The following is a 25,335-nucleotide window of genomic DNA, read 5'->3' as shown; positions in this document are numbered from 1 at the left end:
ATTAATAAATAGATAATTACACATTTTCACAATGAATAAGCAATCGTTTTTAAGCATTTTCGCAGCCTCAGTTATTATCGCCTCTTGCGGTAAGAAAGATGACAAATCGGCTCAGGCCGGCGCTGCGCCACAGGTAAAAGAGTATAAAACGCTGACATTGCAGCCAGAATCTGCAACATTATACAGCGATTATCCTGCGAGTATTCAAGGACAACAAAATATTGAAATTCGTCCTAGAGTTGAAGGTTATATTGATAAGATTTTTGTCGATGAAGGCGCTGTTGTAAAAGTGGGACAGCCATTGTTTAAAATTAGCGCGCCAGAATACGAACAACAAGTTCGAACCGCAAGTGCCAGTATTAAAAGCGCTCAGGCAGAAGTAAGTGCTGCAAAACTGGCGGTGAATAAAGTGAGACCTTTAGTTGAAAAAGGAATTATCAGTAAATACGATTTAGAATCAGCGCAATATACTTATGAATCGGCTATGGCAACTTTGGCTCAGGCGAATGCAGCTTTAGTTAATGCTAAAACTAATTTAGGTTATACCACTGTAACAAGTCCGGTGAATGGAGTTGTTGGTTCAATTCCGTTTCGTTTAGGAAGTTTGGTAAGTTCAAATACCGCAGATCCTTTGACTACGGTTTCTAGCATCGGAAATGTTTATGCTTATTTTGCTATCAATGAAAAGAAACTTTTAGATTTTACAGAAAGCAAAACGCCAGGTACGACATTGGCACAAAAAATCCAAAATATGCCTGCAGTTTCATTAGTGCTTTCTGACGGAACACCTTATTCAGAAAAAGGCCGAGTTGAAACGGTAAATGGTTTAATTAATACTGAAACGGGTTCGGTTACTTTTAGAGCGCGTTTTGCCAATCCCAAAAGTATTATTAGAAGCGGAAGCAGTACAACCGTTCGTATTCCGAATGAAGTAAAAGAAGCTCTAATTATTCCGCAAACCGCAACTTATGAACTTCAGGATAAAATATTTGCAGTAACTGTTGGAAAAGATGGTAAAACAAAAAGTACCAATATTACCATTTTAGACAACAGCGCAGGAAATTATTATGTGGTAACAAGCGGTTTACAGGCAGGAGATCAAATTGTTCTGGAAGGAGTGGCAACACTTAAAGACGGAACAGAAATTAAAAGCCAAAATCAATCTTCAGATAAAGTTTACGCCGATTTAAAATAAAAACAAATGTTTAAAAAATTCATACAACGACCTGTACTCTCAACAGTAATATCTGTTATTATTGTTATTTTGGGTGTTTTAGGATTAATTGAGTTGCCTATATCTCAATATCCAGATATTGCACCGCCAACAGTAAATGTTTCAGCGAGTTATACAGGTGCCAATGCCGATGTGGTACTGAAAAGTATCGTAATTCCATTGGAAGAACAGATTAATGGTGTAGAAAACATGACGTACATGACTTCTACAGCCACAAATGATGGAAATGCTTCGATCAAAATTTTCTTTAAAGTAGGTACAAACCCTGATTTAGCGGCGGTAAACGTGCAAAATAGGGTTTCAAGAGCGACAAGTTTATTGCCTGTTGAGGTAACTCAGGCAGGTGTTACGGTAACCAAAAGCCAGAGTAGTAACTTGCTGATTTTCTCTTTATACAGTGATAATAAAGCGTACGATCAGACATTCCTTCAAAATTATGCGAAGATCAATTTGGTTCCTCAAATTCAGCGTGTCGTTGGAGTAGGAGATGTAACCGTTTTTGGTGCAAAAGATTATTCGATGAGAATCTGGCTGAAACCAGATGTAATGCAACAATACAAATTGATTCCGAGTGATATTTCAGCAGCTTTGGCAGAGCAGAATATCGAAGCGGCTCCAGGTAAATTTGGAGAAAACGGAAATCAGGCGTTTCAATATGTAATTAAATACAAAGGACGTTTAACCAGCGCTCAGGAATTTGAAAATATAATTATCAAATCGGTTGGGAACGGACAAATGTTGCGACTTAAAGATGTAGCTAAAGTCGAGTTAGGATCGTTAAGTTATTCTTCAACAATTAAAACAAATGGTGTAGAATCGGCAGCAATGGCAATCAGCCAAACTCCAGGTTCAAATGCGCGTGACGTAATTATCAATTCTAAAAAGTTAATTGAAGAAGCAGCGAAGAGTTTTCCGAAAGGAATGAAATATACCATTATGGTAGATGTCAACGAAAATTTGGATGCTTCGATAGAGAAAGTAATTCATACGTTGATTGAAGCTTTTATATTGGTTTTCATTGTAGTATTTATTTTCCTTCAGGATTTCAGATCGACTTTAATTCCGGCGATTGCGGTTCCGGTTGCGATTGTGGGAACATTTTTCTTCCTGAATTTATTCGGATTTACAATCAATTTATTGACGCTTTTTGCGATGGTTCTCGCCATTGGTATTGTCGTCGATGATGCGATTGTGGTCGTCGAGGCGGTTCACGCCAAACTCGATCACGGATATAAATCGGCTAAAAAAGCGACCATTCACGCAATGGACGAAATTTCTGGAGCGATTATTTCGATTACGTTGGTAATGGCAGCCGTATTTATTCCGGTTACTTTCATTAATGGATCAACAGGGGTTTTCTACAAACAATTTGGTATTACATTGGCTGTGGCGATTATCCTTTCGGCGGTAAACGCCTTGACGCTCAGTCCGGCATTATGTGCGCTTTTGCTTAAACCGCATGCAGATGATCATAAACATAAAAGTTATTTACAGCGTTTTTATACTTCATTTAACGTTGCGTTTGATAATGTAACCGAAAGATACAAACGTTCAGTAAGTTTTCTTTCTGTAAAAAAATGGATTGCATTAGCTGCAATTATTATTGCCGGTTTGTCTTTATTTTATATGATGAAAACCACTCCATCGGCTTTCGTTCCTTCGGAAGATCAGGGAACTGTTTTTGCTAATATTAGTTTGCCACCATCAGCTTCTATGGAGCGTTCTGATATTATCGCTAAAAGAGTAGACAGTATTGCAAAGACGATTCCGGGAGTAAAAAATACACTTCGAATTGTTGGACAAAACTTTACAGCAGGAGCGGGAAGTGCTTACAGTATGGTTATTGTGAAATTGAAACCATGGGACGAACGTGACTTAAGTGTTGATGATGTAATCGGGCAGCTTTTTGCGAAAACAAGTGGTATTCGTGAAGCGAATATATTTTTTATTTCGCCTCCAACGATTCAAGGTTTTGGACAAAGTGGTGGATTTGAATTCCAGTTGCAAGATAAAGGCGGACATACGACTGCCGAATTCTATAAAGTCAATAATGAATTTTTAGCAAAATTATCAGAACGTCCGGAAATTCAATATGCCACAACGCCATTTAACCCTGGTTTTCCTCAGTATATGATGGATATTAATTTGGCGAAAGCCAAAGATGCAGGAGTTTCTGTAAACACGATTCTGTCAACCATGCAAGGTTATTATGGCGGATTGTATGCATCGAATTTCAATAAATTTGGAAAACAATATCGTGTTATGATTCAGGCTTCTCCAGAATTTCGTACAAATACAGAAGGCTTGAATAAAATCTTCGTTCGTAATAATGCCGGAACAATGGCGCCAATTACTGAGTTTGTTAATATGACGAGAGTTTTTGGACCCGAATCGATTTCAAGATTCAACTTATTTACGTCTATTTCGATTACTGGAGCGCCAAAACCGGGTTACAGTTCAGGAGATGCAATTAAAGCCATTCAGGAAGTGGCTGCCGAAAATCTTCCAGCAGGTTATGGATATGAATTTTCAGGATTAACACGTGAAGAATTAGCTTCAGGAAGTGAAACGATTTTCATTTTTATTCTATGTTTGGTGTTTGTTTATTTCTTGTTGAGTGCACAATATGAAAGTTATATTTTGCCTTTTGCCGTTTTATTATCAATTCCGTTTGGATTGGCGGGAGCTTATTTATTCTCGATTATTTTCAAATTGAACAGTAATATTTATCTGCAGATTTCCTTAATCATGTTGATTGGATTGCTTGCCAAGAACGGTATTTTGATTGTCGAATTTGCGTTGGACAGAAGGCGAAAAGGCTTGCCAATTGTTCAAGCCGCAATTGAAGGAGCCGTAGCACGTTTGCGACCAATTTTGATGACGTCATTCGCCTTTATTCTCGGACTTGTGCCATTGATGTTTGCGTCTGGAGCCGGAGCGGTAGGAAACAAATCAATTGGTACAGGAGCGGTTGGCGGAATGTTGATTGGAACCATTTTAGGAGTTTTTGTGATTCCGGTTTTGTTTATCATTTTCCAGACATTACAGGAAAAAGTAAGCGGTCCGGCAAAGGAAAGTTATGATGATGACGATGATGACGAAGATCATTTATTAGAAGCTCATAAAGCATAAAATTTAATTCAAAAGAAATGACAAATAGTTCAAATAAATATATTTTACTGGTAATGACAGCCGCACTTTTAAGTGCGTGCTCTGTTACCAAAAAGTACGAACGCCCCACAACGCTATCAACAGACAAGTTATATAGAGATCAAACATCTGCTGATTCGACTACAATTGCGAGTATGCCTTGGCAGACTGTTTTTAAAGATGAAAAACTAAATGCTTTGATTCAAAAAGGACTTGATCAAAACTTGAATCTTAAAAATGCAATTGAAAATATTGTTCAGGCAAATGCTTCGTTGCGTCAGAGTAAATTAGCGTATTATCCAACTTTGCAATTGGATGCAAATGCAACACATACCAAACAATCTGAAGCAGGACTTAATTTTCCGGCAGGAATTAATATCAATACGCTAACAACAACGTATAAATTAGGTTTAAGCACTTCTTGGGAAGCTGATATTTGGGGGAAATTAAGCAGTAAAAAAAGAGCTGCATTGGCAACATATTTAGCTTCAGATGCAGCGAAACAGGCAGTTCAAACACAATTGATTGCTGATATTGCTAATAATTATTTCCGATTATTAGCTTATGACAAACAATTGGCGATAACTCAGGAAACCCTAGAAAGTCGAATCAAAAACGTTCAGACAATCAAAGATTTAAAAGAAGGTGCGATCGTTACAGGCGCGGCTGTTGTGCAGAGTGAAGCCAATCAGCATGCGGCGGAAGTTTTGATTCCAGATTTAAAACAAAGTATTCGCGAAACTGAAAATGCAATAAATATTTTACTGGGACAAGCGCCAGGGCCAATAGACAGAGGAGAATTAGGCTCACAGATTGTTCCTGAAAAACTGGCTTTAGGATTGCCTTCGCAATTATTAGAGAATCGTCCAGATGTTCGTCAAGCGGAATTTAATTTCAGAACTGCTTTTGAAATGACAAATATGGCTAAAACGTATTTTTATCCTAGTTTGACGCTTACAGCGAGTGGTGGTTTTTCGAATTTAGAATTAAAAGACTTTTTTGCTAATTCAGTATTTTACTCGTTAATAGGCGGATTAACACAGCCGATATTTAATCAAGGCGTTAATAAAATGAGATTGACTACAACACAATCTCAACAAGTACAGGCCTACAATAATTTTCAGCAAAGTCTTTTAAAAGCGGGTCAGGAAGTTTCGAATGCTTTGTACACGTATCAAATGGCGGCCGAAAAAGAAGATTCGAGAACTAAACAAATTGAAGCTTTAATAAAGGCGGTTGATTATACAAAACAGTTGTTGGAATATAGTTCGGCTACGAATTATACAGATGTCTTAACATCGGAACAAAACCTTTTGGCAGCACAATTGAGCGGTGTAAATGATAATCTGCAAAAACTGCAGGCTGTTGTTGATTTATACCGAGCTTTAGGCGGCGGTTGGAAATAAAAATGAAAAAAAACATCTCAAATTATGAGATGTTTTTTTTTAGTAATGTATATCGGTTGTGAAGTACTTTTCGTCGATTGGTTTGGTGGTTTTGTATAATTAATGCAATTAAATCGATTTTTGGCATTACTTTAGATTACTATTTACTGTAATTAATATTTAAAATTTTAAAAGATGAAAAAGTTAGTATTCGCCTTAATGCTTTTTACAAGTATTTTTGCTCAGGCACAGGTTTCAGTTAATGTAAATATTGGAACGCCTCCAAATTGGGGACCAGTTGGTTATGATAACAGCAGATACTATTATTTGCCAGATATTGATGTTTATTATGATATAAATCAAAGCGTATTTATTTCAGATAATAACGGAAGATGGGTACGCGCAAAAAGGCTTCCGGATAGATACAGAAATTATGATCTTTATTCAGGTTATAAAGTGGTTTTGAATGATTACAGAGGAGATGCTCCTTACACTTATCATTCTAAACACAGAGCAGAATATCCAAAAGGATATCATGGAAAACCTCAGAAAAACAGAGGTGAAAAACCTGAGAAACATAATAACGGGAAACATAAAGGAAACGACAAACATTCAAATAAAAACCACGATCACCATTAATCAAATTTAAACATGACAAAGAAAAACGTCCCGAATTTCGGGACGTTTTTTTTTTGAAAAAGTGTGTCTTATTATGTTGTAAATAAGACTTAATCAGGTTTAAATTCTTGATTCGCTAGCATAGGTTTACTAAATAGATTTTTAATTTTTTATTTAACTAACTAAAACTCGAATCAAAACTATGGCACATTTCTCAGACCAGGTTCACATTACAATTGGAGGCTTTACCCAAAACATTATTTATTATGATTTGAAGCTGTCGCAAAAAATGGCAGATCATCATTACTTTTCATTTGTCTGGAAATATAACGCAAAAACAGTCATACCTGCTGCAGAGCAGGACAAGGCAATGAAAAGCTACAATGGAAATGAAGTTATTTTTACTTTCAAAAGTCTTACAGGAATCAAACTGATGAGCAAAGGGATCATAACCGGACTGACTTCGATAGACAAGAATGGAAGCCCGGTCGGACTTCACGTGAGCGGTATAAGCCACAGCATTGTTATTGACGGTATGCCAAAATCCAGAACCTATCTGGAAAGAGGAATGGATGATATTGTGCTGGATCTTTTGTCTGAAGGCCCTACCGAGTTTTATCAGAGAGATGCTATCAGGTCGACCTATATGAAAGAATTCAGTTATATGGCACAATATAACGAATCCAATTTCAATTTTCTCAAAAGATTGGCGCAGCGTTACGGTCAGTGGTTTTATTTTGACGGAATGCGCATGCAGTTTGGGCAAATCAAAAACACAAAAATAAAACTCATCAACGGGGCATCACTCCATGACTTTACCATACAGGCCAATATGAGTGCGCATAAAATTTCGCTGGGTGGTTATGACTATCATGATGCAGCCAATATCCGAAATTCATCAGCCAGAACCACGTCAGGAAGTAAAGACGGTTTAGCGTCAAATATTGGATTTAATCAAGGAACCGTTGTTCAGCCTGATTTGGCTGTTGGAGCCTATACCAACAATGCACAAAACAAAGATGAGCTTGAAGAAATGATTGCACTGCAGACTGCAGCAAGCGATGCAAACAGTGTATATTACAGCGGAATATCTTATTTTCCGTTAGGACTGGGGCAAATGTTTACTATTATAGACGAAAATACAGAACGTCATCTGGTTTGTATAGAAGCCACACACCACTCAGAAGTACACGGCAATTACACCTGCAAATTCAAAGCAATTCCAGACGATGTCTCCGCTCCGCATTATACAGATACAAAAGTTTTTGCTAAAGCAGAAACCCAGCCGGCAAAAATAAAAGACAACAACGACCCTGAAGGACTCGGACGGGTTAGAGTTGAATTCTATTGGGGAATGGGAAGTACAAAAAGCCAATGGATGAGAATGATTCAGCCTCATACCGGAGTCGGAAAAGGATTTTATTTTATCCCAGAAATCGGTGAGGAAGTATTGGTAGGTTTTGAAGGTGGAAATGCACAGTGTCCTTATGTTATGGGAGCGCATTATAACGGGCAGGAATCATCAGGTTATTATACTCCAAAAAATGATATTAAAGCGATAAGAACCCGAAGCGGATGCAAAATTATTATCAATGATGCTGATGGTTCTATTCTGACGGAAGACAAAGCAGGAAGCAAAGTTTTTCAGGATGGACAGGGAAATATTGAGGCTAGTGCACCCAAGAATTTCACTATAAATGCGGGGGAAAACATCAATATAAACGCTGGGCAGAATATGAATACCAATGTTGGTCTTAATAAAACAAATACAATTGGAGGTAATTATACTGAGACAATTGCAGGTGCAAAATTTTTAAGTATTGGAATTGACTTTGCAATAAAAGTAATTGGAAATTTTGCAGAATTTATAAAAGGGAATAGAGAATCTGAAACAGGAGAAAGAAAGGAAATTGCCAAAACAGCTTCCTTAATAAGCACAGAAGAACATATAAACGTGCACGCTTCTAAAAACTTGAATAAATACAGTGGCGAAAACTCAATAAATTCATAAATCATGAGTATTCTAAGAATTGTTGAAGGTGAAATGACAAACACTACAACAGGAAAAATGGATTTGCGTGCCACAGATGGAGATTATACGATTCATGCTATGGGCAAAAACCGCTGGCATGGCGGCGAAGAAGGCATTTTTGAGAAAGATTATGAGCCTCTACATCCTGAAGATTCATTAAATAACACTATTAATGTAAGCTTAAATATTTTTTTTGACGGCACTCAGAATAATAAAACCAATACCGATGCTAAAAAACCAGATTCAAAAGATCATGATGCTTATCTAAAAGTAGGGAATAAGGAAGATGATAGTTTTGAAAACGATTATACCAATGTTGCAAGAGGTTATGATGCAATAGATCCCACTGCTGATTTTCAAAAGAGACTTTATATAGAAGGTATTGGTACCGAGGATTTGGAAAGCGATGATGTTTTTCCAGACGTTGCTATTGGTATGGGCCATCGCGGTGTAGTGGCAAAAGTGGTAAAAGCATGCGTAAAAGCTCCAGAAGCGTTATCGCCGTATAGTGATAAAGAAATAGATGTTTTAAAATTGAATGTGTATGGCTTTAGCCGTGGCGCAACCGCGGCCAGGCATTTTTTGCATATTGCCAATAGTCCGGCTGTTATATACAGCCAGCTTCCTGATAATAAAGTAAAGGTAATGGCACCATTATATCTTCAGGAGGCGGAGGGTAAAACTAACATAATTACTGTATCTAATCATCCACTTTTAGACCAACATGGTTACTTCGCCGCTTGTCTGTTAAAAGAGAATTTTAATATTAAAAAAATCGAGATCAATTTTGTGGGGCTTTATGATACTGTGGCTTCTTATGGACTTTATCATGGCAACGACAGTATAGATTTGCATCTAGATGCCGTTAAAAAAGCACGTTTTGTTCTACAGCTGTCATCTGATGATGAATATCGCGAAAACTTCGATTTAATTAATATAGAGAGTGCTGGCCTACACGGTTTAGAACTTACTTTGCCAGGGGTGCACTCAGATATTGGAGGCTCTTATATAAACAATGCCAAAGAAGTTTCGGCTCTTTACTATAAAAGGGAATCGCTTTACAACAAAATGATTCACCATTCTGATCAAGAAGTTGAAAAACTAAAAAAAATAGTAATTAGCGAAGGCTGGTATAAAAAACACCAAATTGAAGCTGGAGTTGTGCATAAATCTGCTATTGACGATAAAATAAAAAAAGGATCTGTAGAAGATTTAGAACGATTTTATGCAGTAGTAGGAACACGAAATCTGTATAATACTTACGACCAGATTCCACTGCATTTAATGTTTCACTTTTCTAAAGATGCTGATGTAAAATATGATGTAAATCTAGAAAAAAGACATACCATCATTGATGAATTTATCAAATCAGTAAGCAATAACTTAAATAATTATGTAAACGCCTGTAACGATTTGCGGAATAGCTATGTCGAAATGTATAATGGCGATCTGTATGATAAAAATTCTATAAATAAAGAGTATTTATCGAAACTCAAACGAAAATCTTACCTGAATTATATTGACGAAGAGGTACTAAAAAAATTAAGAAACCAGTATCTGCACTGGTCTGTAAAAGCTAACGAACTGGGGCTTGGTTCTCGCGAGAGTCAGGCACCTGCCAAAGACGGCGCTTATGAAGGCCGATACAGAAAAAGAGAAATACACAATGGGTAATAGATCTATAAAAATAATACTATGCTTTTTAATAGGCATACAGATAAACAGCTGCCATATGAAAAATGAAAAAACACCCGAGTGGCATGCCGAAATGTGCCATCCTGCAAATAAATATAGAGTTGACATGGTAAAAGACAAAATTGTCACCCTCGAAGGCATTCCTGCAGGCATGCCGTACGGAGGTTCCTCAGGTACATGGGGAGATTCGGGAGGAATGTGGACGGAACAGCATGGTACGCCCATAGGGGCAGACATAACCTATTATGCCGGTTATGACAATGCCTTTTACAGGTTAAAAATTGATTTTCCTGTAGAGCGGATGAAAGATTTAGTAAGGAGAAATTATGCAATGAGGGAAGCAAAAGATAAAACAATCGAGGAATATAAATATGAAGGTGATCCTGATTTATTGAGTGATGCAGATGCGGCTTATAATTCATACCATAGAATGTCCAGTCTTATTTTTGGTTTTGCGCCAAAAGGCATGGTGGTGGTTTGGGTAAATTATGGCTTGACGGTGATAGAAATCGGCAGATATCAGGCTAAAGCAGTAACTGACCCAAAAGAATTGGAATCGGCAAAAAAAAGATATTTAGATATCTGGCGTTTTTCGTCTGCCCGCTTTGATGATTTGGCAAAAGAATTTTCCATTCCAAACGCTACCTGTGATTTATGGGATATGTTTCGTCTGCGATACAATTGGAAACCCGTAATTACCTCTGAGAATCCTAATTTCAGATTATTTAAAATAAATACAGAATATTACAATGGAGAAAAAGACCAGATGATGCGTCCATGGCTGCTGGAAAACAAAATGAGAGACAGGGCACTGCCAAACGTCTTCCAGTTTTTCTGGGAAACCGGAGTTAAAGAAAAATTTGAAGGCAGGATTTTCTTCAGCCAAGACGAAATCTTCAGCCATTTTAAAGGGCTCTCAGGAGATAATGAAATTCAGATAAAAATTGCCAAAGACAACACAAGTCTGGAGGTTTTATTAAACAATAAAAAATTGGAAGTTGACAGCATTAGAATTTATCCTAACAGTAAACGGGAATTTAATGATTCCTATAAATAAATAAATAGGTTTCATAAATCTTAAAAAAAATATTTTGGAAAAATCAACTAATACCATCATACTATTAATACTAATAGGAATATCAATGCAACTCTACCTTTCTAATCATGATGGTTATTCCGAAAAGACTGTTGGTTTAACAGTTCCTATTATGATTAATGCACTATTATTCCTTATTTGGATTTGTCATCTGGATGATTCTGAATATGGAAAAGCTATAGAAAAATTCTTTATCTATTTCGCAATTATTTCAGGTATTTATTGTGCATTTTTTTTGTATGGGATGGCTTTGGGAGGTGCTTATAAAAATTAATTATGAAAAAAAAAGTTAAATTTAAAGACCTAACAAATAAAATCCTTTTTGTAATTCTGTTAGGAACATTAATTGCAAATGGCGTACAGATGTATTTATTCAATCCTTTCGAAAGATTTGATTGGACTACTACTGTTGTAAGCAGTGCAGGAAATATTGTGCAGGTGTCGGATTGTTACTTCAATGGAAATTCATACAGAATTAATAAAAATATGATTCTGAATAGTTGGGAGACAAAAAACAATTCTGAAAATGAAAAGAAAAACACTCTTCTTCCAGACAGCTTATCTATAAAGTGGTTTTCTTACAACGAGCAAAAATTTTATTCTGGTTTTTTTTCTTTGCCTTACGAGTCTATTTTGAAAAAGGCAAAGCAATTGGGTATAACTTATAGTACAAGAAATGATTATCATGTTTACATTGTTGCTGAAGTTGAACCAAAAGGAAAAGTATCACTTTGGATACAAAAGTATGACAAGAAAGACAAAAACCTGAAACTGAAAATCACCACATTAAAAGCCAAAGAAACAAAGGAAACATGGAATATTCTTGATGATTATTCACAAACTAACAAAACTTCTGATGCTGATATCGTTAAAAAAGTTGCTTTAGTAATGGAGCAACATTTTTATAAATTAGAAATTAAATTACCAAGTGGATATCTCTTAAGTAATTCCTACTTTAAGTTATATAATCAAAGCATATGGTATTCTAGCGAAAATGATTTTAGAGAAAACTTAAATTTTAATTTCCTGCCAAAAGAAATTAATTTGCAATGGGGAAATGGAAAAAAAAGATTCTCCACAAAATTTTATTTTGATGAAGATGAAGTTTTAAATGCTTTTAGAAAAGAAAGTAGCAAATCAGAATTGCTGGTTTTAGAATTAAATTTAAGCGATCGTTATAATTTTGTAAAAGCTTCACTCATAAATAAGAAAACAAATTCAAAAATTAAATTTAATAATAAGTATTAATTTACTTGACGGAAGTATATTCTCTGCTATTGCACAAATTATAGTCTGCGTTACAATTGGAAACTTGTATTTACTTCTGAAAATCCTAGATTTCCCCCTGCTGGCGCGAGCGTCTCGCTCGTGAACGTAAAGTGTATTTAATAGGATTTAATAAGATTTAATTGAATGTCATGTGCACGGAAGTGGCGCTATCGCCTGCATAGAAAAAAAACATAAAAATAGTCTATGGATATTAAAGATTTAATTAAAAATAACATAATGAAAGTATTTGTAACCTTATTTTTATTAACTGCTATTGCTTTTTCGTTACAGTTTTATCTTGACAATACTCAAGAGAGCTATTCTGAAATTATAAAAACTTTGACAGCTCCTATTACTACTGCAATATTGATGCTGTTGATTTATTTTTTTAGTTCGCAGGAAACAAAATATCGCAAGACGATTGGTGTCATAATAATTGTTTGCGCTATTCTTTTTTTACTTTTTTTTGTTGGTTTTTTATATGTAGCACAATTAGGAAAAGCATTTTCACATTAATTATAATTATGAAATATTTTAACAAAAGCGAAGATATTATAAACGGATTACTTTCGATTTTGTTACTGTTAATTTTAGTTGCCATTACTATTCAAAAATACAATTATAAAGCTGATGAAAGGTTTGAATGGGGCAGTGGCGTATTAAGTAGCAAAGGAAATGTGGTTCAAATAAGTAGCTGTCATTTCCATCATGCCAAAGATTGGAATTATGACGATCAAAAGGAAAACATAATTGATGATGGCTGGGATAATATAAATCACATTAATCTTCAAAGCAATGCCTTTTATCCTGATAGTTTGTCAATAAGTTGGTTTTCATACATTGAAAGAAAGTTCTATAAAGGGAAGTTCATCTTGCCATATAAAATTATTTTGGAAAAAGCAAAACAGTTGAGAATGACTACGAACCAAGATGGAGATAATTATTTTGGAGCAGATTCAAACAAAGTTATCCTTCGATTTTTAGTTGAAATAATGCCTAATGGAAAACTCGCAGTATGGATTTCTAATGATGAAAATAAATTAAAAATTGGAAATTACCAAGCTAAAGAAGTAAATGAAACCTGGCATATTTTTGATAAAAGTGACCAAATTGATTCTACTTCAACTATTGATATATCAACAAAAGTAGCTTTGGTAATGGAGCAGTATCCTTACAGAATTGAAATTAAATTGCCGAACGGATTTTATTTAAGTGATTCCAATTTTACTTTTTTTAATCAAAAAGATTGGTATTTCAAAAGCAAGAAACCTGAAAAAATACCAATTTTCCATAAGATCCCTGATTGTTTCCGTTTATCATGGAGTAATGGTAAAAAGGAATTTTCATCTCAATTTTATTTTAATGGTGATGAAACTTTAAATGCCTTTAGAAAACTAAAAATTTTGCAAGAACCAAATCCATTATTGTTAGAGTTAAAGATAAATAACTCCAACGACAGTATAAGTGCAACGCTAAAAAACGATAAAAGATCGTTAAAGATTTTACCTTCTTATATATATGTTTCCCCAGTCGCAAGGGGAAATAATATTGACAATTAATTTGTAGAAAGAAAGCCTTTTAAGGTGAAATCTTGAAAGTTTTTTTTTATTTGCAAGATGAAAAATAAATTAAAACGAAATAAGATTATTACTCTTTTTTTGTGTCATTTATTGATTCTATGATTTTTGATATGATTCCGCTTGATGATTGAAAATTTTGTCTGGTTATGATTCTTCCATCTGCTTCGACATTTGATATATTACGAGTAGAAAACTTAAAAATTTCTCCTCTTTTTTTTCACTCGCTACCGCGAGCATCTCGCTCGTGAACACAAAGTTGTCTTATCCTAAAATATTTTTTAGCATTGAACTATTCCTATTCTAAGTATCATAAAGAAAAACGTCCCGAATTTCGGGACGTTTTTTGATTTTAATGTATTCTATTCTAAAATTTTAAGTAGAAAAGGTCAATCCTTTTGCTTTAAAATTGCTGAACAAAACCTGACGCGCACTACTAATAGTTTCTTCGGTACGGTAAATACTGCACCAGAATTTAATCAGCAGTTTATATTTTCCGTCTGAAATTGCAGTGTAATATAGTTGAGGTGCTTTTTCCAGATTAATTAGAGGAAGACTTTCAAGCGCCTGCATTACAATTGCATTTATAGCATCTGGAGTTGTGTCGTCACTAATTTCGATTGAAATTTCAACAAGTTTAAAGTTATCTGTATACGTCCAGTTGGTGATGTTTTGAGATAATAAATTTCCATTCGGAATAATGATTTCAGCACCATTTGGCGCATTGATTTTGGTAGTTCGTAATCCCATTGATTTCACTCGGCCGGATTCTGAACTAATTTCGATAACATCTCCAATCTGAATTGGTTTATCAAAAATTAAAATCACTCCGGATACAAAATTATTTACTACATTTTGAAGTCCAAGTCCAACACCAACACCAAGTGCGCCTAAAAGAATACTCAGTTTATCCAATGGCATTCCTGAAGCCGCAACGGCCAAAAGATAACCAGCAATCAAAACAATAAGTCGGGTAATTAATAACTTAGAATGTTGTCTTTTGTTGACGTTTTCTTCGTTTTCATCATCGATTTCACCGAAAAAGTAAGCGACATATTTTTGTAAAAGATGCGCAATCCAGATGATAATGAAAAACAAAACGATATTTCCTAAAGTAAAAGTAATGCTTCCAATAGTATTCGGATGACTCAACAACGAACCCAAAGAAGTGCGTAGCGATTCCCAAACATTTAAATTGGATGCAATTACCACGAGCCACATATAACTGATTACAATGATGAACGGTTTTTTTAATGTATCAGATAAGCTTTCGTGATCAAAAATCTTTTCGAAACCACGTTTGATTCTTGTTGTATAAATCTGTAAAATAACGATTTCCAAAATTATTTTCAGTAATACACTCAAAGCAACAATCTGCGTAAGCGAAATAAAAGCAGTCAGGCTCAACATATTGGAAAGTGAAACTCTTCCAAACAAATTATAAAGTATCGACAAGCCATTTAAGCCAATAAAAATTATGCTAGCCCACTTAAAGAAACCTTTAATATACAATTGATCTTTTATCGTTTTAATTTGAATTAAACCATAACGAATTCCCAAAATATTAATGATGATAAAAGCACAACGCTGTAATAATCCCACTTCTATAAATAAGTCGAGGAAGCAAAGTGCAAAAAACAATCCTAAAAGAAGGATCCAGTTTTTCATCGATTTTACCGACCATTTATTTTTAAACAACAAAGTCAGGATTCCGAGTAGAAATAACTGCATTAATTCTAAAAACATCGCTGGAGCATACAAATTGCTGACAACGGCAATATTAAGACCAATTACGATGGCCGGAAGCAGAACGCCTCTGTTTAAATATTTAAAATTAAAATGAGAGAGGTTTTCTTCGTAACCGTTGGTTTTTAGATATTTTAAATTTCGGGAAATATACCAACACAAAAGCCCTATAAAGAAAATCAAAGTAATTAAACCGCCGGTGCGATAGCTGAGATAATAAGCGGCGACATTTTCTTCAATGGCTATTTTAGCGCCAATATTTTGCTTGACCGTTTTTTTAGGAATTGAATCGTTAATGTTCCACAAGAAAGGATATTCTTTATGCAGCATACTAATTCCTGACTTTTCCAGATTATTTTCTACCGTAATTAAAGCGTTTGAAACTGCAATTTTTCTTTGCACCGTCAATCTTTTCTTCGCGTTTAAAATCCCTTGATTTTTGGTCATTAAACTGTCAGTGGCGAGATATCTTTTTTTAAGATTCGCAAATTCTTTTTTGAACTGTTTACGTCGAATTGTATCTTTTAAAAGTCCGGTTAAAGTTTTGTCCTTGCGCAGATCTATAAATCGCCTTTTGATTTTTTCAAGATTTTGGTTGCGTAAATTAATAGCCGTATTCTGCTCGTCCAATTGCAATTGAAGCTCTTTTAGAACCGTATGATACATTTGCTGATTACGCACATTAGGATTTGCTCCTTTTAAACTTGCTAAAATAAGGTCAAGTTTACTTTGCGTTCTTTTGATTTCTCCAAAAAGATGGTGAGAAGCGCTGTCAAAATCGGCGTCATTATAGGCAGATTCCATTACTTCGCCGGCTTTTTCAATTGCCATTAAGTAATCACTGTCTGTAGTAGTTTCTTCGAATAATTTAGAACGGCTTTCTTTCTTTTTCGTATCAGTTTGCGAGTAGGTGTGTGGCGCGAAAAATAAGAAAGTTAATAAGGCAAATAAATAGAGGTAACTTCTTTTTTGAATCATAATTTAAGAATGAATTTAGGGGTTTTCAAATTTAAATTTTTTTAAGCGACTTCTTACTATTAGTAAGGAAATAAAGGAAAAACTTAACTAAAATTTAGCTTTGAATTTTTTAATGCGGAAGTTTTTTGATTGGATAACTTTTCCATTATCGGTGATCATAACGCAGCTGTAATCAGGAAAATTTTGAAGCAAAAGCAAACCTTCTTTTTGTCCTAAAACCATCAGCGAAGTACTTAAACCGTTCGCAGTTTCGGCATTTGGGCCAAAAACTGAAACAGAGCATAAACCGGTTGCAGGATAACCTGTTGCAGGATTAATAATATGCGAATAACGTTTGCCATTAAAAACGACAAATTTTTCGTAACTGCCAGAAGTAGTAACAGCTTGCTGTTCAAGTGGCACAACTGCAAGAAGTTTTTCAGGATTAAATGGGTTTGTAATACCAATTTTCCAAGATGTTCCGTTTGGCTGTTTTCCCCAAGTACTCATATCTCCGGAACCGTTTATAATTCCGGCTTTAATTCCTTTTGCAAGCATCATATCACGGCATTTATCTGTCGCATAACCTTCGCCTAAAGCGCCAAAACCAATTTTCATTCCTTTTAATTTCAGAAATATTGTCGATTGAACGCTATCCAGAATAATGTTTTTATAACCAACTTTCTCAACCGATTTTTTTATGGCTTCCGCCGAAGGCATTTCAGTCATTGAACCGTCAAATTTCCAGATTCTGTCCATTGCTGCAAAACTTACATCAAATCCGCCGTTGGTTATTTCAGATAATTTAATGGCTCTTTGCGCAAGTTCAAAAACTTCCCGGTCAACTTTTATGGGTTTTATTCCAGCGTTTTGATTGACCTCGGAAACTTGTGAAGTTGGTTTCCAATCGGAAATTAAATTTTCAATTCGCGAGATCTCTGCAATTACCAAATCAATATTTTGTTCTGCTGCTAATGAATCATTTGCTACAATTGTAATGTCAAAACGCCCGCCCATCAAAAGAGTAGTTCTTTTTCGCAAAACCTGAGCATTGCCCGAAAAGAAGCATAAAATTGCAAGAAGCAATAGCATTCTATATAATAATTTAGGCTTCATGATATAAATTTTTTAATAGCAATCAGTTAGTAATTGCCTATTATTTTTATATTCGGATACATTTTTCAGTCCATTTGCAAGACATAATTCATCTAAAATAGTTTCAACATCTTTTTGCATAGCAAGAGAACCGCAAATCATGATAATACCATTTTCTCTTAATAAATCAACAAAGAAATTGGCATCTTTTTTAATTAAATCCATGACGTAAAAATGTTCAGCTTCGCGCGATAAAGCCAAATGGAAATTATGAAGGTGTTTTTTCTCCATCATTTCCGAAGCAAATTTTTTGTAGCCTGAAACCATTTCCGTTTCCATTCGGAATCCAGAATACAAATGCGTTTCGATTTTTTTCTTGTTTTGTTCGATCATTCCAAGAAATGGTGCAATTCCGGTACCGTTTGAAATTAAAGCTACTACTTTCGAAGTTTTTTTCGGAAAATGAAAAGCGTGATTATTGATAATTCTTGCTTTTATTACTTTTCCAACTTCTAAATTATTTAAGAAACCAGATCCCAATCCGTGCGGATGAAGTTTGACAACCAATTGTATGTTTCCAGAATGATTTCCAATCGAGTAGAGGCGTTCTCTGCTGTCATTTGCGGGATAAATTGCCAGTAAATCTCCAGAAGTAAATTTGGCTCTCATATTGGCTCGCAAAGTCACTAAAAAAGTCTGTTCCGATTCTGAAACCAAAGTTTTATCTAAAACCATTAATTTCTGTAATCCTTTTGGAACATGATTATAAACAGATGGCGTTGTCGATAATGAAATTCCAGTTTTGGTACTCCATAACTTAATCCATTCTACAAATTCGGTTGCTGATTTATCGTTTACAGTTTGCAATTCTAAAAAGCGCTCTGCCCAATTTTGTTGTTCTAAAAGCTGATCGATTTCAATAGCAAATCCACAAAAATCAGGATACGATTTTGATCCAAAACCAACTACAGAAAAATTGATTTTTTGTTGTTGATTGTATTTTTTTAGTAGTGAAACAAATTTCCCTCCATTAGATGGGGCATCACCCAAACCATGAGTAGATGAAAAAACTATAATATGCTCTGCTTTTGGAAAAACAGTAAAATTATTTAATTCAGATATATGCGCTTTATGCCCGTGATCGATTAATTGTTTCAGAATAGCATTCGCAAAACGTAAAGTGCTTCCGTTTTCAGAACCAACTAAAAGAATAACAGAACTTTCTGCAGCTTTGAATTTGTTTTTGATTCGGCTTGATCTTCTTTTTAAAGTTATTGCAAAACCAGAATAAATGAAAAACAGAATATTTAAGCAGGCAATTGCGAGAATAACAGCCCAAATAGCATTTATTCTTCCTGTATGAATATCAAGACTCAAGGCCGCAAGTTGAATTGACATTGGTGAAAGCTTTTCAGTAATTACAGCACCTGTAACCTGATTCACTTCAATTTCGCGGTCTTTTAATTCAATGATATAATATTCTTCAGGATCATCTGTAAAGGGAAATTCGATTTTCTTTACATCTTTCAAAAGTGTTTTTTCAAAGATTGAAGTTTTTTTGGCTTCTGCTGAAAGTTCGGTTTTTACAGGTTTTGCTTTTTCATCTCCCATGAAAAAATTAAATCTTTCGAGCGAGAGATAAGTTCCGGTTAGGGCAATAATTAAAATCGGAATTAAAGCTAATCTTCCAAAAATTACGTGATAATATTGCGCAAAATATTCTTTGATTACTTTCGAAAAGAAATTACGAATTCCTCTTTGGCGGCTCAAAACAAGCATAAAACCTGAAATTGCAATCAGGAATAATAAAAACGAAATTACACCAACAAAAAAACGCCCCGTTTCATGAAGAAACAAAGAGCGGTGAAGACTTGTAATCCATTGAATAAATTCGCTTTTTTTTGCAGGAGTTCCTAATGTTTTTCCTGTTTTAGCGTCAATGTAAGCATTGATGTCGTTTCCATCTTCATCAATTGCCTGAAGCGTTACAAATTGATTGTAATCGACACTTAATTCGGTAATTTCAGCATATTTCTTTTTTAAAACAGGAAGCGTTTGACCTAAAGTTAAGGTATCAAAATTTTCTGTTTTGTACGGCAAAGTTTTTTCCTGTACAGCATCTACGGCTAAAATAATTCCTGTAACGGATGCCAGCAGTAAAAACAAAGAAGAAAACAAAGCCAAGGCTAAGTGTGTGTAACGCCAAAAAGAAAGAGTCATTGAATATAAGCTAAAGGGTAATCAAATATAAATCTGGAATGTAAGGTATTAAATTTTGTTTAATCTTACATATCTGATGTAACCTTTACCTTCAGTTTTATCAGCAAGACCAGCTGTTGTCAATGGAATTTCTAAATCAGTTACATAATATTTTTGATCTTCAACAGCCGATTCAAATCGTAATTTGTATCCTTTATTGATTTTTGAATCGTCAATTTCGAAAGTGGTAACACTTCTGTCTCCTCCAGTAACTGACGCTCCTGAAATAGCGCTAACATCATCGCCTTTTGCAGTATGAAATTTGTTCCATTCTTTTAATGATTTGTACCATTTTTTATCATCTCCCATAACATAAAGTGTTTTCTCGTAATCGCCTTTTGGATTGATTAAAGAAACCACAATATAGGCACCTTCTCCCATATAATTTGCCATTTGAAGCATGCATTTATATTTACTTGCTTGTGCATTAGACTGAAAAGAGATTAGGCAGATAAGAACACTTGTAAGTGCGATTTTTAGAATTGATTTCATGTGTTTCAATTATGAATTATGAGTTATGAGTTATGAGTTTTGAGTTAAGAATTGTGAGTTACGAATTGAACTCAAAACTCATAACTCATAATTCATAACTTTTTAAATTTATTTTAAAAATTCGATTGATATGTTTTGTTTTGTTAAAGACTCATTTTCTTTTGCTAAAGCATAAGCGCTTTCGTCAAATTCTGTTGTAAGTTCTTTTTTAGCACCGATAGAAAGCAAGTATTTCAAGATAGTGTCATCTTTTGCAACCATTGCAGCTTTATGAAGTGCAGTGATTCCGTCTTTATTTTTTGCATTTACATCAATATTTAAAGAAGCTAATTTTTTTATTAAAGAAAGATCGTTTTTCGCGGCTGCAAAATGATATAAAGTGCTTCCGTCTTTTTGTGGAGTAGCAAGATTCAATCCTTTTTCTTGTAAAAGTTTTGCTTTAGCATCAAAAGTATCTTGTTTAGGGTCTGGTCTGTAAGCTTGAACTAAGTAAAAACCTAGATTATTTCCGTCTTTATCAAGAACTTTAACATCAGCACCTTTTCCTAAAAGAAGCGCAACAGCCTCAGGAGTTCCTGATTTTACTGCCATTGTTAAAGCCGATTCTCCTTTTGGATTTTGAAGATTGATGTTTTTTGCCGTTGGTAATAACAATTCTAAAGCGCCATTTTCTCTCGCGCCTGCAGCAACCATAAATGGTGTATTTCCGTCATTGTTTACTTTATTTGCATCAACGCCTTTTGAAAGAAAATAAGCGATAATTTCTTTTTGATTTGGCTTTCCAGCCAATAAATGAAGTACATTTTCACCAGATTTTCCAGTTACAGTTGGCCTTAATTTTAAATCTTCAACTAAAAATTTATAAGCTTCAAGCGAAGTTGTTTCTCTACGGCTTCCTTGTGTCGCAAATAAAAGCGCATTGTCAGTAGCTTTTACTTTTCTGTCTAATATTTTTTTCAAAAGGACAATATTTCCAGTTCTGGCTGCATAATCAAATGCTGTGCTGCCATTTTTATCAGTATCTTTTAGAGATAAGCCTTTTGTCGTTAAAAAATCGGCAAGTTTTAAATCTTTGTCAGATGGAATACCTAAAAGCAATAAGTTTTCTCCGTCTTTATATTTTTTCTTCGGATCGATTCCTGCTTTGAAAAAAGCTTCATAAAGCGCTGGATCAGATTGTCCGTTGCCAGCAGCAAAAACAAGTGGTGTAGTTCCGTGACTGTCTTCAAAATTAACATCAGATCCTTTTGATATTAAATAGTTTACTAATTCGGTATTGCCTCTGTAAGCAGCCCAGTGCAAATAAATACGATTATCGTGTGTCGATTTGTTTATAGGATTTCCCGGCTGATCTAATAAGAATGTTATAGTTGCGAAAGGTGCATCATTGTTAATGGCTAATGTTGTAACATCAAAAGCATTTGCATTAGCTTCTGCAGGATTGTTTCCTTTTGCAATTTCAGCTTTAACTGTCTCTGTATTTGGAGATGTTTTCCAAAATGAAGCTTCTAATAATGTGTTTTTTTGCTGAGCATTAACAAATAAAGTAGTAGTTAATGCTAAAGAAAGAAAGATATTCCTTTTCATATTTTGGTATTTGTTGTTTTTCAATTAGTTAAACTTTTCTATTCTTTTGGATAAAATCATCTCCAATAAATGATTCTATTTAGAATAAATAAAAATAACGCAAATGTAAAAATTAATCTCAGTAAATCAATTTATTTGGCTCAGAAACTTTGGTCTTAAGCATATTTTAAGATTTTTTTCTTCTATAAGACATATAAGAGAGATAAAAGTTTAATTCAGTTCAAAATTTATTTTATAAAACAAAAATGGATATAATTCTCATTAAATATTAATTTAGTGGCCATTTCCGAATGGAATTAAAATTCAAAAACCAAAAAACAATTTTTACATGGAGAATATAACCGTAATTATCATGTTACTGTTTGGAGTCGCTTTTTTAAGCTTAATAAGCAAAAAGTATAATTTTCCAATTCCTATTGTATTGGTTCTTTGCGGTGTGGCAATCAGCACAGTTCCGGATTTGCCGGTTATAGCCTTAAATCCGGAAGTAGTTTTCATTATATTTTTGCCACCGCTTTTATATCATGCAGCCTGGTACACAAGCTGGTTTGAGTTTAAAAAAACAATTCGCCCAATTACACTCGCTGCAGTCGGACTGGTTTTGTTTACCACAATTGCCGTTGCTCTAGCGGCACATATGCTTATAGATGATATCTCTTGGCCGTTAGCATTTTTGCTTGGTGCAATTGTCTCTCCTCCAGATGCCGTTTCAGCAACTTCAATTACAAAAGGGCTTGGATTGCATCCGAGATTAATTGCAATTCTTGAAGGTGAAAGTCTGCTTAATGATGCGAGCGGACTTGTAGCTTATAAATATGCGCTTACAGCTATTGTAGCAGGTAATTTCGTGCTTTGGGAAGCAGGTTTGAACTTCTTTATCATGTCGACTTTAGGAATCGCAATTGGATTGCTTGTTGGATATGTGATGAGCATTATTCATACAAAATTTGTTTGCGATGATATAATCGAGGCGACGCTGACACTTTTAACGCCTTTCGCATCTTATTTAATAGCAGAACATTTTGAATGTTCGGGAGTGCTTGCGGTTGTAACTACGGGCCTTTTTCTTTCAGCAAGATCTGGTAAAATTTTTACTCATGAAAGCCGAATGATGGCTGGAACAATCTGGAATATTTTGACGAATATTTTAAACGGGCTGATTTTTATTTTAATCGGACTCCAGTTGCGTCATATTATTGCAGGAATCAGTAATTATTCGGGAACTGCTTTGTTTTTATGGGGAGCGAGTATAAGTGCGGTTGTTATTTTGGTGCGTTTTTTATGGATTGTTCCGGCAACATTGCTTCCGAGATTTCTCAGCAAACGAATCCGTGAAAACGAAGAATTTGATTATCGCAATATGATTATTTTTGGCTGGTCCGGAATGCGTGGCGTGGTTTCTATGGCTGCTGCATTGGCTTTACCATTAATGATAAGCGAGAAAGAAGCATTTCCATTTCGTAATCTAATAATTTATTTAGTTTTCTGTGTGATCCTTTCTACATTGGTCATTCAGGGACTTACACTTCCGTGGCTTATCCGAAAATTAAAATTACAACCATATTCTATTTTGGCCGAGGAATATCAAATTCGGAATGTGATTGTTTCTGAGACTATTGCACACATTGAAGATAATTTTTCATTGCTTAATGACGATTTACTCCATAATATTAAAAGCAAATATGAAGTAAAATTTAATCGTTTGCAGAAAACGGAACTTCCGGCAAATTTCTTCGGAAAAGGTAATGTAATGGGAGGGGAGATTTTTAATGATTTTACAAAACTTCAGATTGATCTGTTGAATGTTGAACGAGCTAAACTAGAAGTAATGCATAAAAATGGTGCTGTAAATGAAGAGATTTTTAGAAAAATAGAAAAAGAACTGGATCTTGAGGAAACACGACTTTGGATGGAAATGTATGAAGAATAAGATAATTTGAAAATTAGATAATTAGGCAATTAATTTAAGTCAAATTTAGAAATCATATAATGTTGTAAAATAACTTATATTTACATCTCATATTATTTATTTCATGGAAGAGAATAAACATGTAACGATCTACGATATTGCAGAGAAGTTGAATTTAGCAACTTCCACAATATCAAGAGCTTTAAAAGACCATCATTCAATAAGTGATAAAACCATAAAAAAAGTCAAAAAAGCAGCCAAGGAAATGGGATTTGTTCCTAATACTCTGGCAGCAGGTTTGCGCGGTAATAAAACAAAAACCATTGGAGTTTTGATTCCAACGGTTACTCAGCCGTTTTTATCATCACTAATTAGTGGTATTGAAATTACGGCACAAAAATCCGACTATTCTGTAATTATTATGCAGTCGCATGACTCGTATGCAGATGAAGTAAATATGGCTAAATCACTATACAGCAACCGTGTGAGCGGTGTTATTTGTTCGCTTGCCATGGAAACGCGTGATACGTCTCATTTTGAACAATTTTCAAATAATAATATTCCGCTTGTATTTGTCGACAGGGTTCCAAAAGATTACAATACTTTTAGAGTTGTAATTGATAATTATTCGGCTGGTTATAAAGCTACCAAGCATCTTATTGAGCAAGGCTGTCTTAGAATTGCACATTTAACTGCTGGCGCAGAATTTGGAAATCTGTATAATGAAAGAAGAAGAGGCTATATGGAAGCCTTAAGGGATCATAATTTGCCCATAATTGAGGAATTGATTGTTGATTTGAAATCGGTTACTTATGAAGATGGAGTAAAAGCCAGCAACAAATTATTTGATTTGAAACCGATTCCAGACGGAATTTTTGCATCGGGAGATATTATAGCGGTGAGCGCCGTTCAGACTGCGAAAAAAAGAGGAATAAAAGTTCCCGAAGATTTAGCGGTTATTGGCTTTAATAACGACCCGATTTCTGAAATTATCGATCCCAATTTATCGACAATTACCCATCCGGCAGAAAAAATGGGAAAAGCAGCTGCAGAAATCATCATAAAAAACTTAAAATCACTTAAAGAGAGTGAAGTTCAGGAAATTACATTCTTAAATACTGAAGTTCTGGTTAGGGAATCTTCGCATCGAAAAGATCCTAAGTAATTTAAGACATAAATTTCAATACTATAACAATCCCGCTATTTAAATGGCGGGATTTTTTTTGCTTTATGA

Annotated in this window: 18 protein-coding genes; 13 read left to right on the top strand and 5 right to left on the bottom strand. The window is 34.7% G+C overall.

The genetic code is table 11. The annotated features are described in order from the left end of the window. The first annotated feature begins 31 nt into the window (after positions 1–31). The 11 genes from ACNFIH_RS03210 to ACNFIH_RS03160 all read left to right on the top strand — a co-directional run bounded on the left by ACNFIH_RS03210 (position 32) and on the right by ACNFIH_RS03160 (position 14,038). Entirely contained in the window at positions 32–1,195 is a 1,164-nt protein-coding gene (locus ACNFIH_RS03210) for an efflux RND transporter periplasmic adaptor subunit (protein WP_426485468.1), read from the top strand. A gap of 6 nt (positions 1,196–1,201) precedes the next feature. Continuing rightward, positions 1,202–4,366, top strand: a complete 3,165-nt coding sequence (locus ACNFIH_RS03205; protein ID WP_426485467.1) for an efflux RND transporter permease subunit — start codon at positions 1,202–1,204, stop codon at positions 4,364–4,366. A gap of 17 nt (positions 4,367–4,383) precedes the next feature. Next, a complete protein-coding gene (locus tag ACNFIH_RS03200) occupies positions 4,384–5,790 on the top strand; it encodes an efflux transporter outer membrane subunit (protein ID WP_035644547.1) in 1,407 nt (468 codons plus the stop codon). A 174-nt stretch (positions 5,791–5,964) separates the two neighbouring features. Further along, complete coding sequence (locus ACNFIH_RS03195) at positions 5,965–6,408, top strand: hypothetical protein (RefSeq protein WP_426485466.1); 444 nt, start codon at positions 5,965–5,967, stop codon at positions 6,406–6,408. A gap of 181 nt (positions 6,409–6,589) precedes the next feature. Further along, positions 6,590–8,398: a type VI secretion system Vgr family protein gene (locus tag ACNFIH_RS03190; protein WP_426485465.1), complete on the top strand. Its 1,809-nt coding sequence runs from the start codon at positions 6,590–6,592 to the stop codon at positions 8,396–8,398. 3 nt (positions 8,399–8,401) lie between these two features. Beyond that, complete coding sequence (locus ACNFIH_RS03185; RefSeq protein WP_426485464.1) at positions 8,402–10,093, top strand: phospholipase effector Tle1 domain-containing protein; 1,692 nt, start codon at positions 8,402–8,404, stop codon at positions 10,091–10,093. 58 nt (positions 10,094–10,151) lie between these two features. After that, positions 10,152–11,171 (top strand): DUF2931 family protein, encoded by a 1,020-nt coding sequence (locus ACNFIH_RS03180; protein WP_426485463.1) that lies wholly within the window; start codon positions 10,152–10,154, stop codon positions 11,169–11,171. Positions 11,172–11,256: 85 nt separating this feature from the next. Continuing rightward, a complete protein-coding gene (locus ACNFIH_RS03175) occupies positions 11,257–11,484 on the top strand; it encodes a hypothetical protein (RefSeq protein ID WP_426485462.1) in 228 nt (75 codons plus the stop codon). 2 nt (positions 11,485–11,486) lie between these two features. After that, a complete protein-coding gene (locus ACNFIH_RS03170; protein ID WP_426485461.1) occupies positions 11,487–12,458 on the top strand; it encodes a DUF2931 family protein in 972 nt (323 codons plus the stop codon). Between the two features lie 258 nt (positions 12,459–12,716). Next, a complete protein-coding gene (locus ACNFIH_RS03165) occupies positions 12,717–12,995 on the top strand; it encodes a hypothetical protein (protein WP_426485460.1) in 279 nt (92 codons plus the stop codon). A gap of 8 nt (positions 12,996–13,003) precedes the next feature. Then, positions 13,004–14,038 (top strand): DUF2931 family protein, encoded by a 1,035-nt coding sequence (locus ACNFIH_RS03160; RefSeq protein ID WP_426485459.1) that lies wholly within the window; start codon positions 13,004–13,006, stop codon positions 14,036–14,038. A gap of 393 nt (positions 14,039–14,431) precedes the next feature. On the opposite strand, the gene ACNFIH_RS03155 is transcribed toward ACNFIH_RS03160, so the two are convergent. The 5 genes from ACNFIH_RS03155 to ACNFIH_RS03135 all read right to left on the bottom strand — a co-directional run bounded on the left by ACNFIH_RS03155 (position 14,432) and on the right by ACNFIH_RS03135 (position 22,192). After that, positions 14,432–16,780, bottom strand: coding sequence for a mechanosensitive ion channel family protein (locus ACNFIH_RS03155; RefSeq protein WP_426485458.1), 2,349 nt, complete (start codon positions 16,778–16,780; stop codon positions 14,432–14,434). Positions 16,781–16,867: 87 nt separating this feature from the next. Then, positions 16,868–17,875 carry an FAD:protein FMN transferase gene (locus ACNFIH_RS03150; RefSeq protein WP_426485457.1) on the bottom strand — a complete coding sequence of 336 codons (1,008 nt, stop codon included), beginning with the start codon at positions 17,873–17,875 and terminating at the stop codon, positions 16,868–16,870. A gap of 12 nt (positions 17,876–17,887) precedes the next feature. Beyond that, a complete protein-coding gene (locus tag ACNFIH_RS03145; protein ID WP_426485456.1) occupies positions 17,888–20,074 on the bottom strand; it encodes a PepSY domain-containing protein in 2,187 nt (728 codons plus the stop codon). 48 nt (positions 20,075–20,122) lie between these two features. Next, positions 20,123–20,605, bottom strand: coding sequence for a DUF2271 domain-containing protein (locus tag ACNFIH_RS03140; RefSeq protein ID WP_426485455.1), 483 nt, complete (start codon positions 20,603–20,605; stop codon positions 20,123–20,125). A gap of 108 nt (positions 20,606–20,713) precedes the next feature. Beyond that, positions 20,714–22,192, bottom strand: a complete 1,479-nt coding sequence (locus ACNFIH_RS03135; RefSeq protein ID WP_426485454.1) for an ankyrin repeat domain-containing protein — start codon at positions 22,190–22,192, stop codon at positions 20,714–20,716. Positions 22,193–22,520: 328 nt separating this feature from the next. Between ACNFIH_RS03135 and ACNFIH_RS03130 the strand changes: the two genes are divergently transcribed. Both ACNFIH_RS03130 and ACNFIH_RS03125 read left to right on the top strand, forming a co-directional pair. Then, complete coding sequence (locus ACNFIH_RS03130; RefSeq protein ID WP_426485453.1) at positions 22,521–24,122, top strand: Na+/H+ antiporter; 1,602 nt, start codon at positions 22,521–22,523, stop codon at positions 24,120–24,122. 103 nt (positions 24,123–24,225) lie between these two features. Continuing rightward, entirely contained in the window at positions 24,226–25,266 is a 1,041-nt protein-coding gene (locus tag ACNFIH_RS03125; protein WP_426485452.1) for a LacI family DNA-binding transcriptional regulator, read from the top strand. Positions 25,267–25,335 lie beyond the last annotated feature (69 nt).

Origin of the sequence: Flavobacterium sp. 2 (genome assembly GCF_049949195.1) — a bacterium.
Lineage (GTDB): Bacteria > Bacteroidota > Bacteroidia > Flavobacteriales > Flavobacteriaceae > Flavobacterium.
The sequence above is the reverse complement of the archived record's forward strand: the minus strand, read 5'-3'. Positions and strand labels throughout refer to the sequence as shown.

What these genes read in the sequence shown, in the direction of transcription:
- ACNFIH_RS03210 (WP_426485468.1), top strand. Translation starts at nt 32, where the DNA reads ATGAATAAGCAATCGTTTTTAAGCATTTTCGCAGCCTCAGTTATTATC.
- ACNFIH_RS03205 (WP_426485467.1), top strand. Translation starts at nt 1,202, where the DNA reads ATGTTTAAAAAATTCATACAACGACCTGTACTCTCAACAGTAATATCT.
- ACNFIH_RS03200 (WP_035644547.1), top strand. Translation starts at nt 4,384, where the DNA reads ATGACAAATAGTTCAAATAAATATATTTTACTGGTAATGACAGCCGCA.
- ACNFIH_RS03195 (WP_426485466.1), top strand. Translation starts at nt 5,965, where the DNA reads ATGAAAAAGTTAGTATTCGCCTTAATGCTTTTTACAAGTATTTTTGCT.
- ACNFIH_RS03190 (WP_426485465.1), top strand. Translation starts at nt 6,590, where the DNA reads ATGGCACATTTCTCAGACCAGGTTCACATTACAATTGGAGGCTTTACC.
- ACNFIH_RS03185 (WP_426485464.1), top strand. Translation starts at nt 8,402, where the DNA reads ATGAGTATTCTAAGAATTGTTGAAGGTGAAATGACAAACACTACAACA.
- ACNFIH_RS03180 (WP_426485463.1), top strand. Translation starts at nt 10,152, where the DNA reads ATGAAAAATGAAAAAACACCCGAGTGGCATGCCGAAATGTGCCATCCT.
- ACNFIH_RS03175 (WP_426485462.1), top strand. Translation starts at nt 11,257, where the DNA reads ATGCAACTCTACCTTTCTAATCATGATGGTTATTCCGAAAAGACTGTT.
- ACNFIH_RS03170 (WP_426485461.1), top strand. Translation starts at nt 11,487, where the DNA reads ATGAAAAAAAAAGTTAAATTTAAAGACCTAACAAATAAAATCCTTTTT.
- ACNFIH_RS03165 (WP_426485460.1), top strand. Translation starts at nt 12,717, where the DNA reads ATGAAAGTATTTGTAACCTTATTTTTATTAACTGCTATTGCTTTTTCG.
- ACNFIH_RS03160 (WP_426485459.1), top strand. Translation starts at nt 13,004, where the DNA reads ATGAAATATTTTAACAAAAGCGAAGATATTATAAACGGATTACTTTCG.
- ACNFIH_RS03155 (WP_426485458.1), bottom strand. Translation starts at nt 16,780, where the DNA reads ATGATTCAAAAAAGAAGTTACCTCTATTTATTTGCCTTATTAACTTTC.
- ACNFIH_RS03150 (WP_426485457.1), bottom strand. Translation starts at nt 17,875, where the DNA reads ATGAAGCCTAAATTATTATATAGAATGCTATTGCTTCTTGCAATTTTA.
- ACNFIH_RS03145 (WP_426485456.1), bottom strand. Translation starts at nt 20,074, where the DNA reads ATGACTCTTTCTTTTTGGCGTTACACACACTTAGCCTTGGCTTTGTTT.
- ACNFIH_RS03140 (WP_426485455.1), bottom strand. Translation starts at nt 20,605, where the DNA reads ATGAAATCAATTCTAAAAATCGCACTTACAAGTGTTCTTATCTGCCTA.
- ACNFIH_RS03135 (WP_426485454.1), bottom strand. Translation starts at nt 22,192, where the DNA reads ATGAAAAGGAATATCTTTCTTTCTTTAGCATTAACTACTACTTTATTT.
- ACNFIH_RS03130 (WP_426485453.1), top strand. Translation starts at nt 22,521, where the DNA reads ATGGAGAATATAACCGTAATTATCATGTTACTGTTTGGAGTCGCTTTT.
- ACNFIH_RS03125 (WP_426485452.1), top strand. Translation starts at nt 24,226, where the DNA reads ATGGAAGAGAATAAACATGTAACGATCTACGATATTGCAGAGAAGTTG.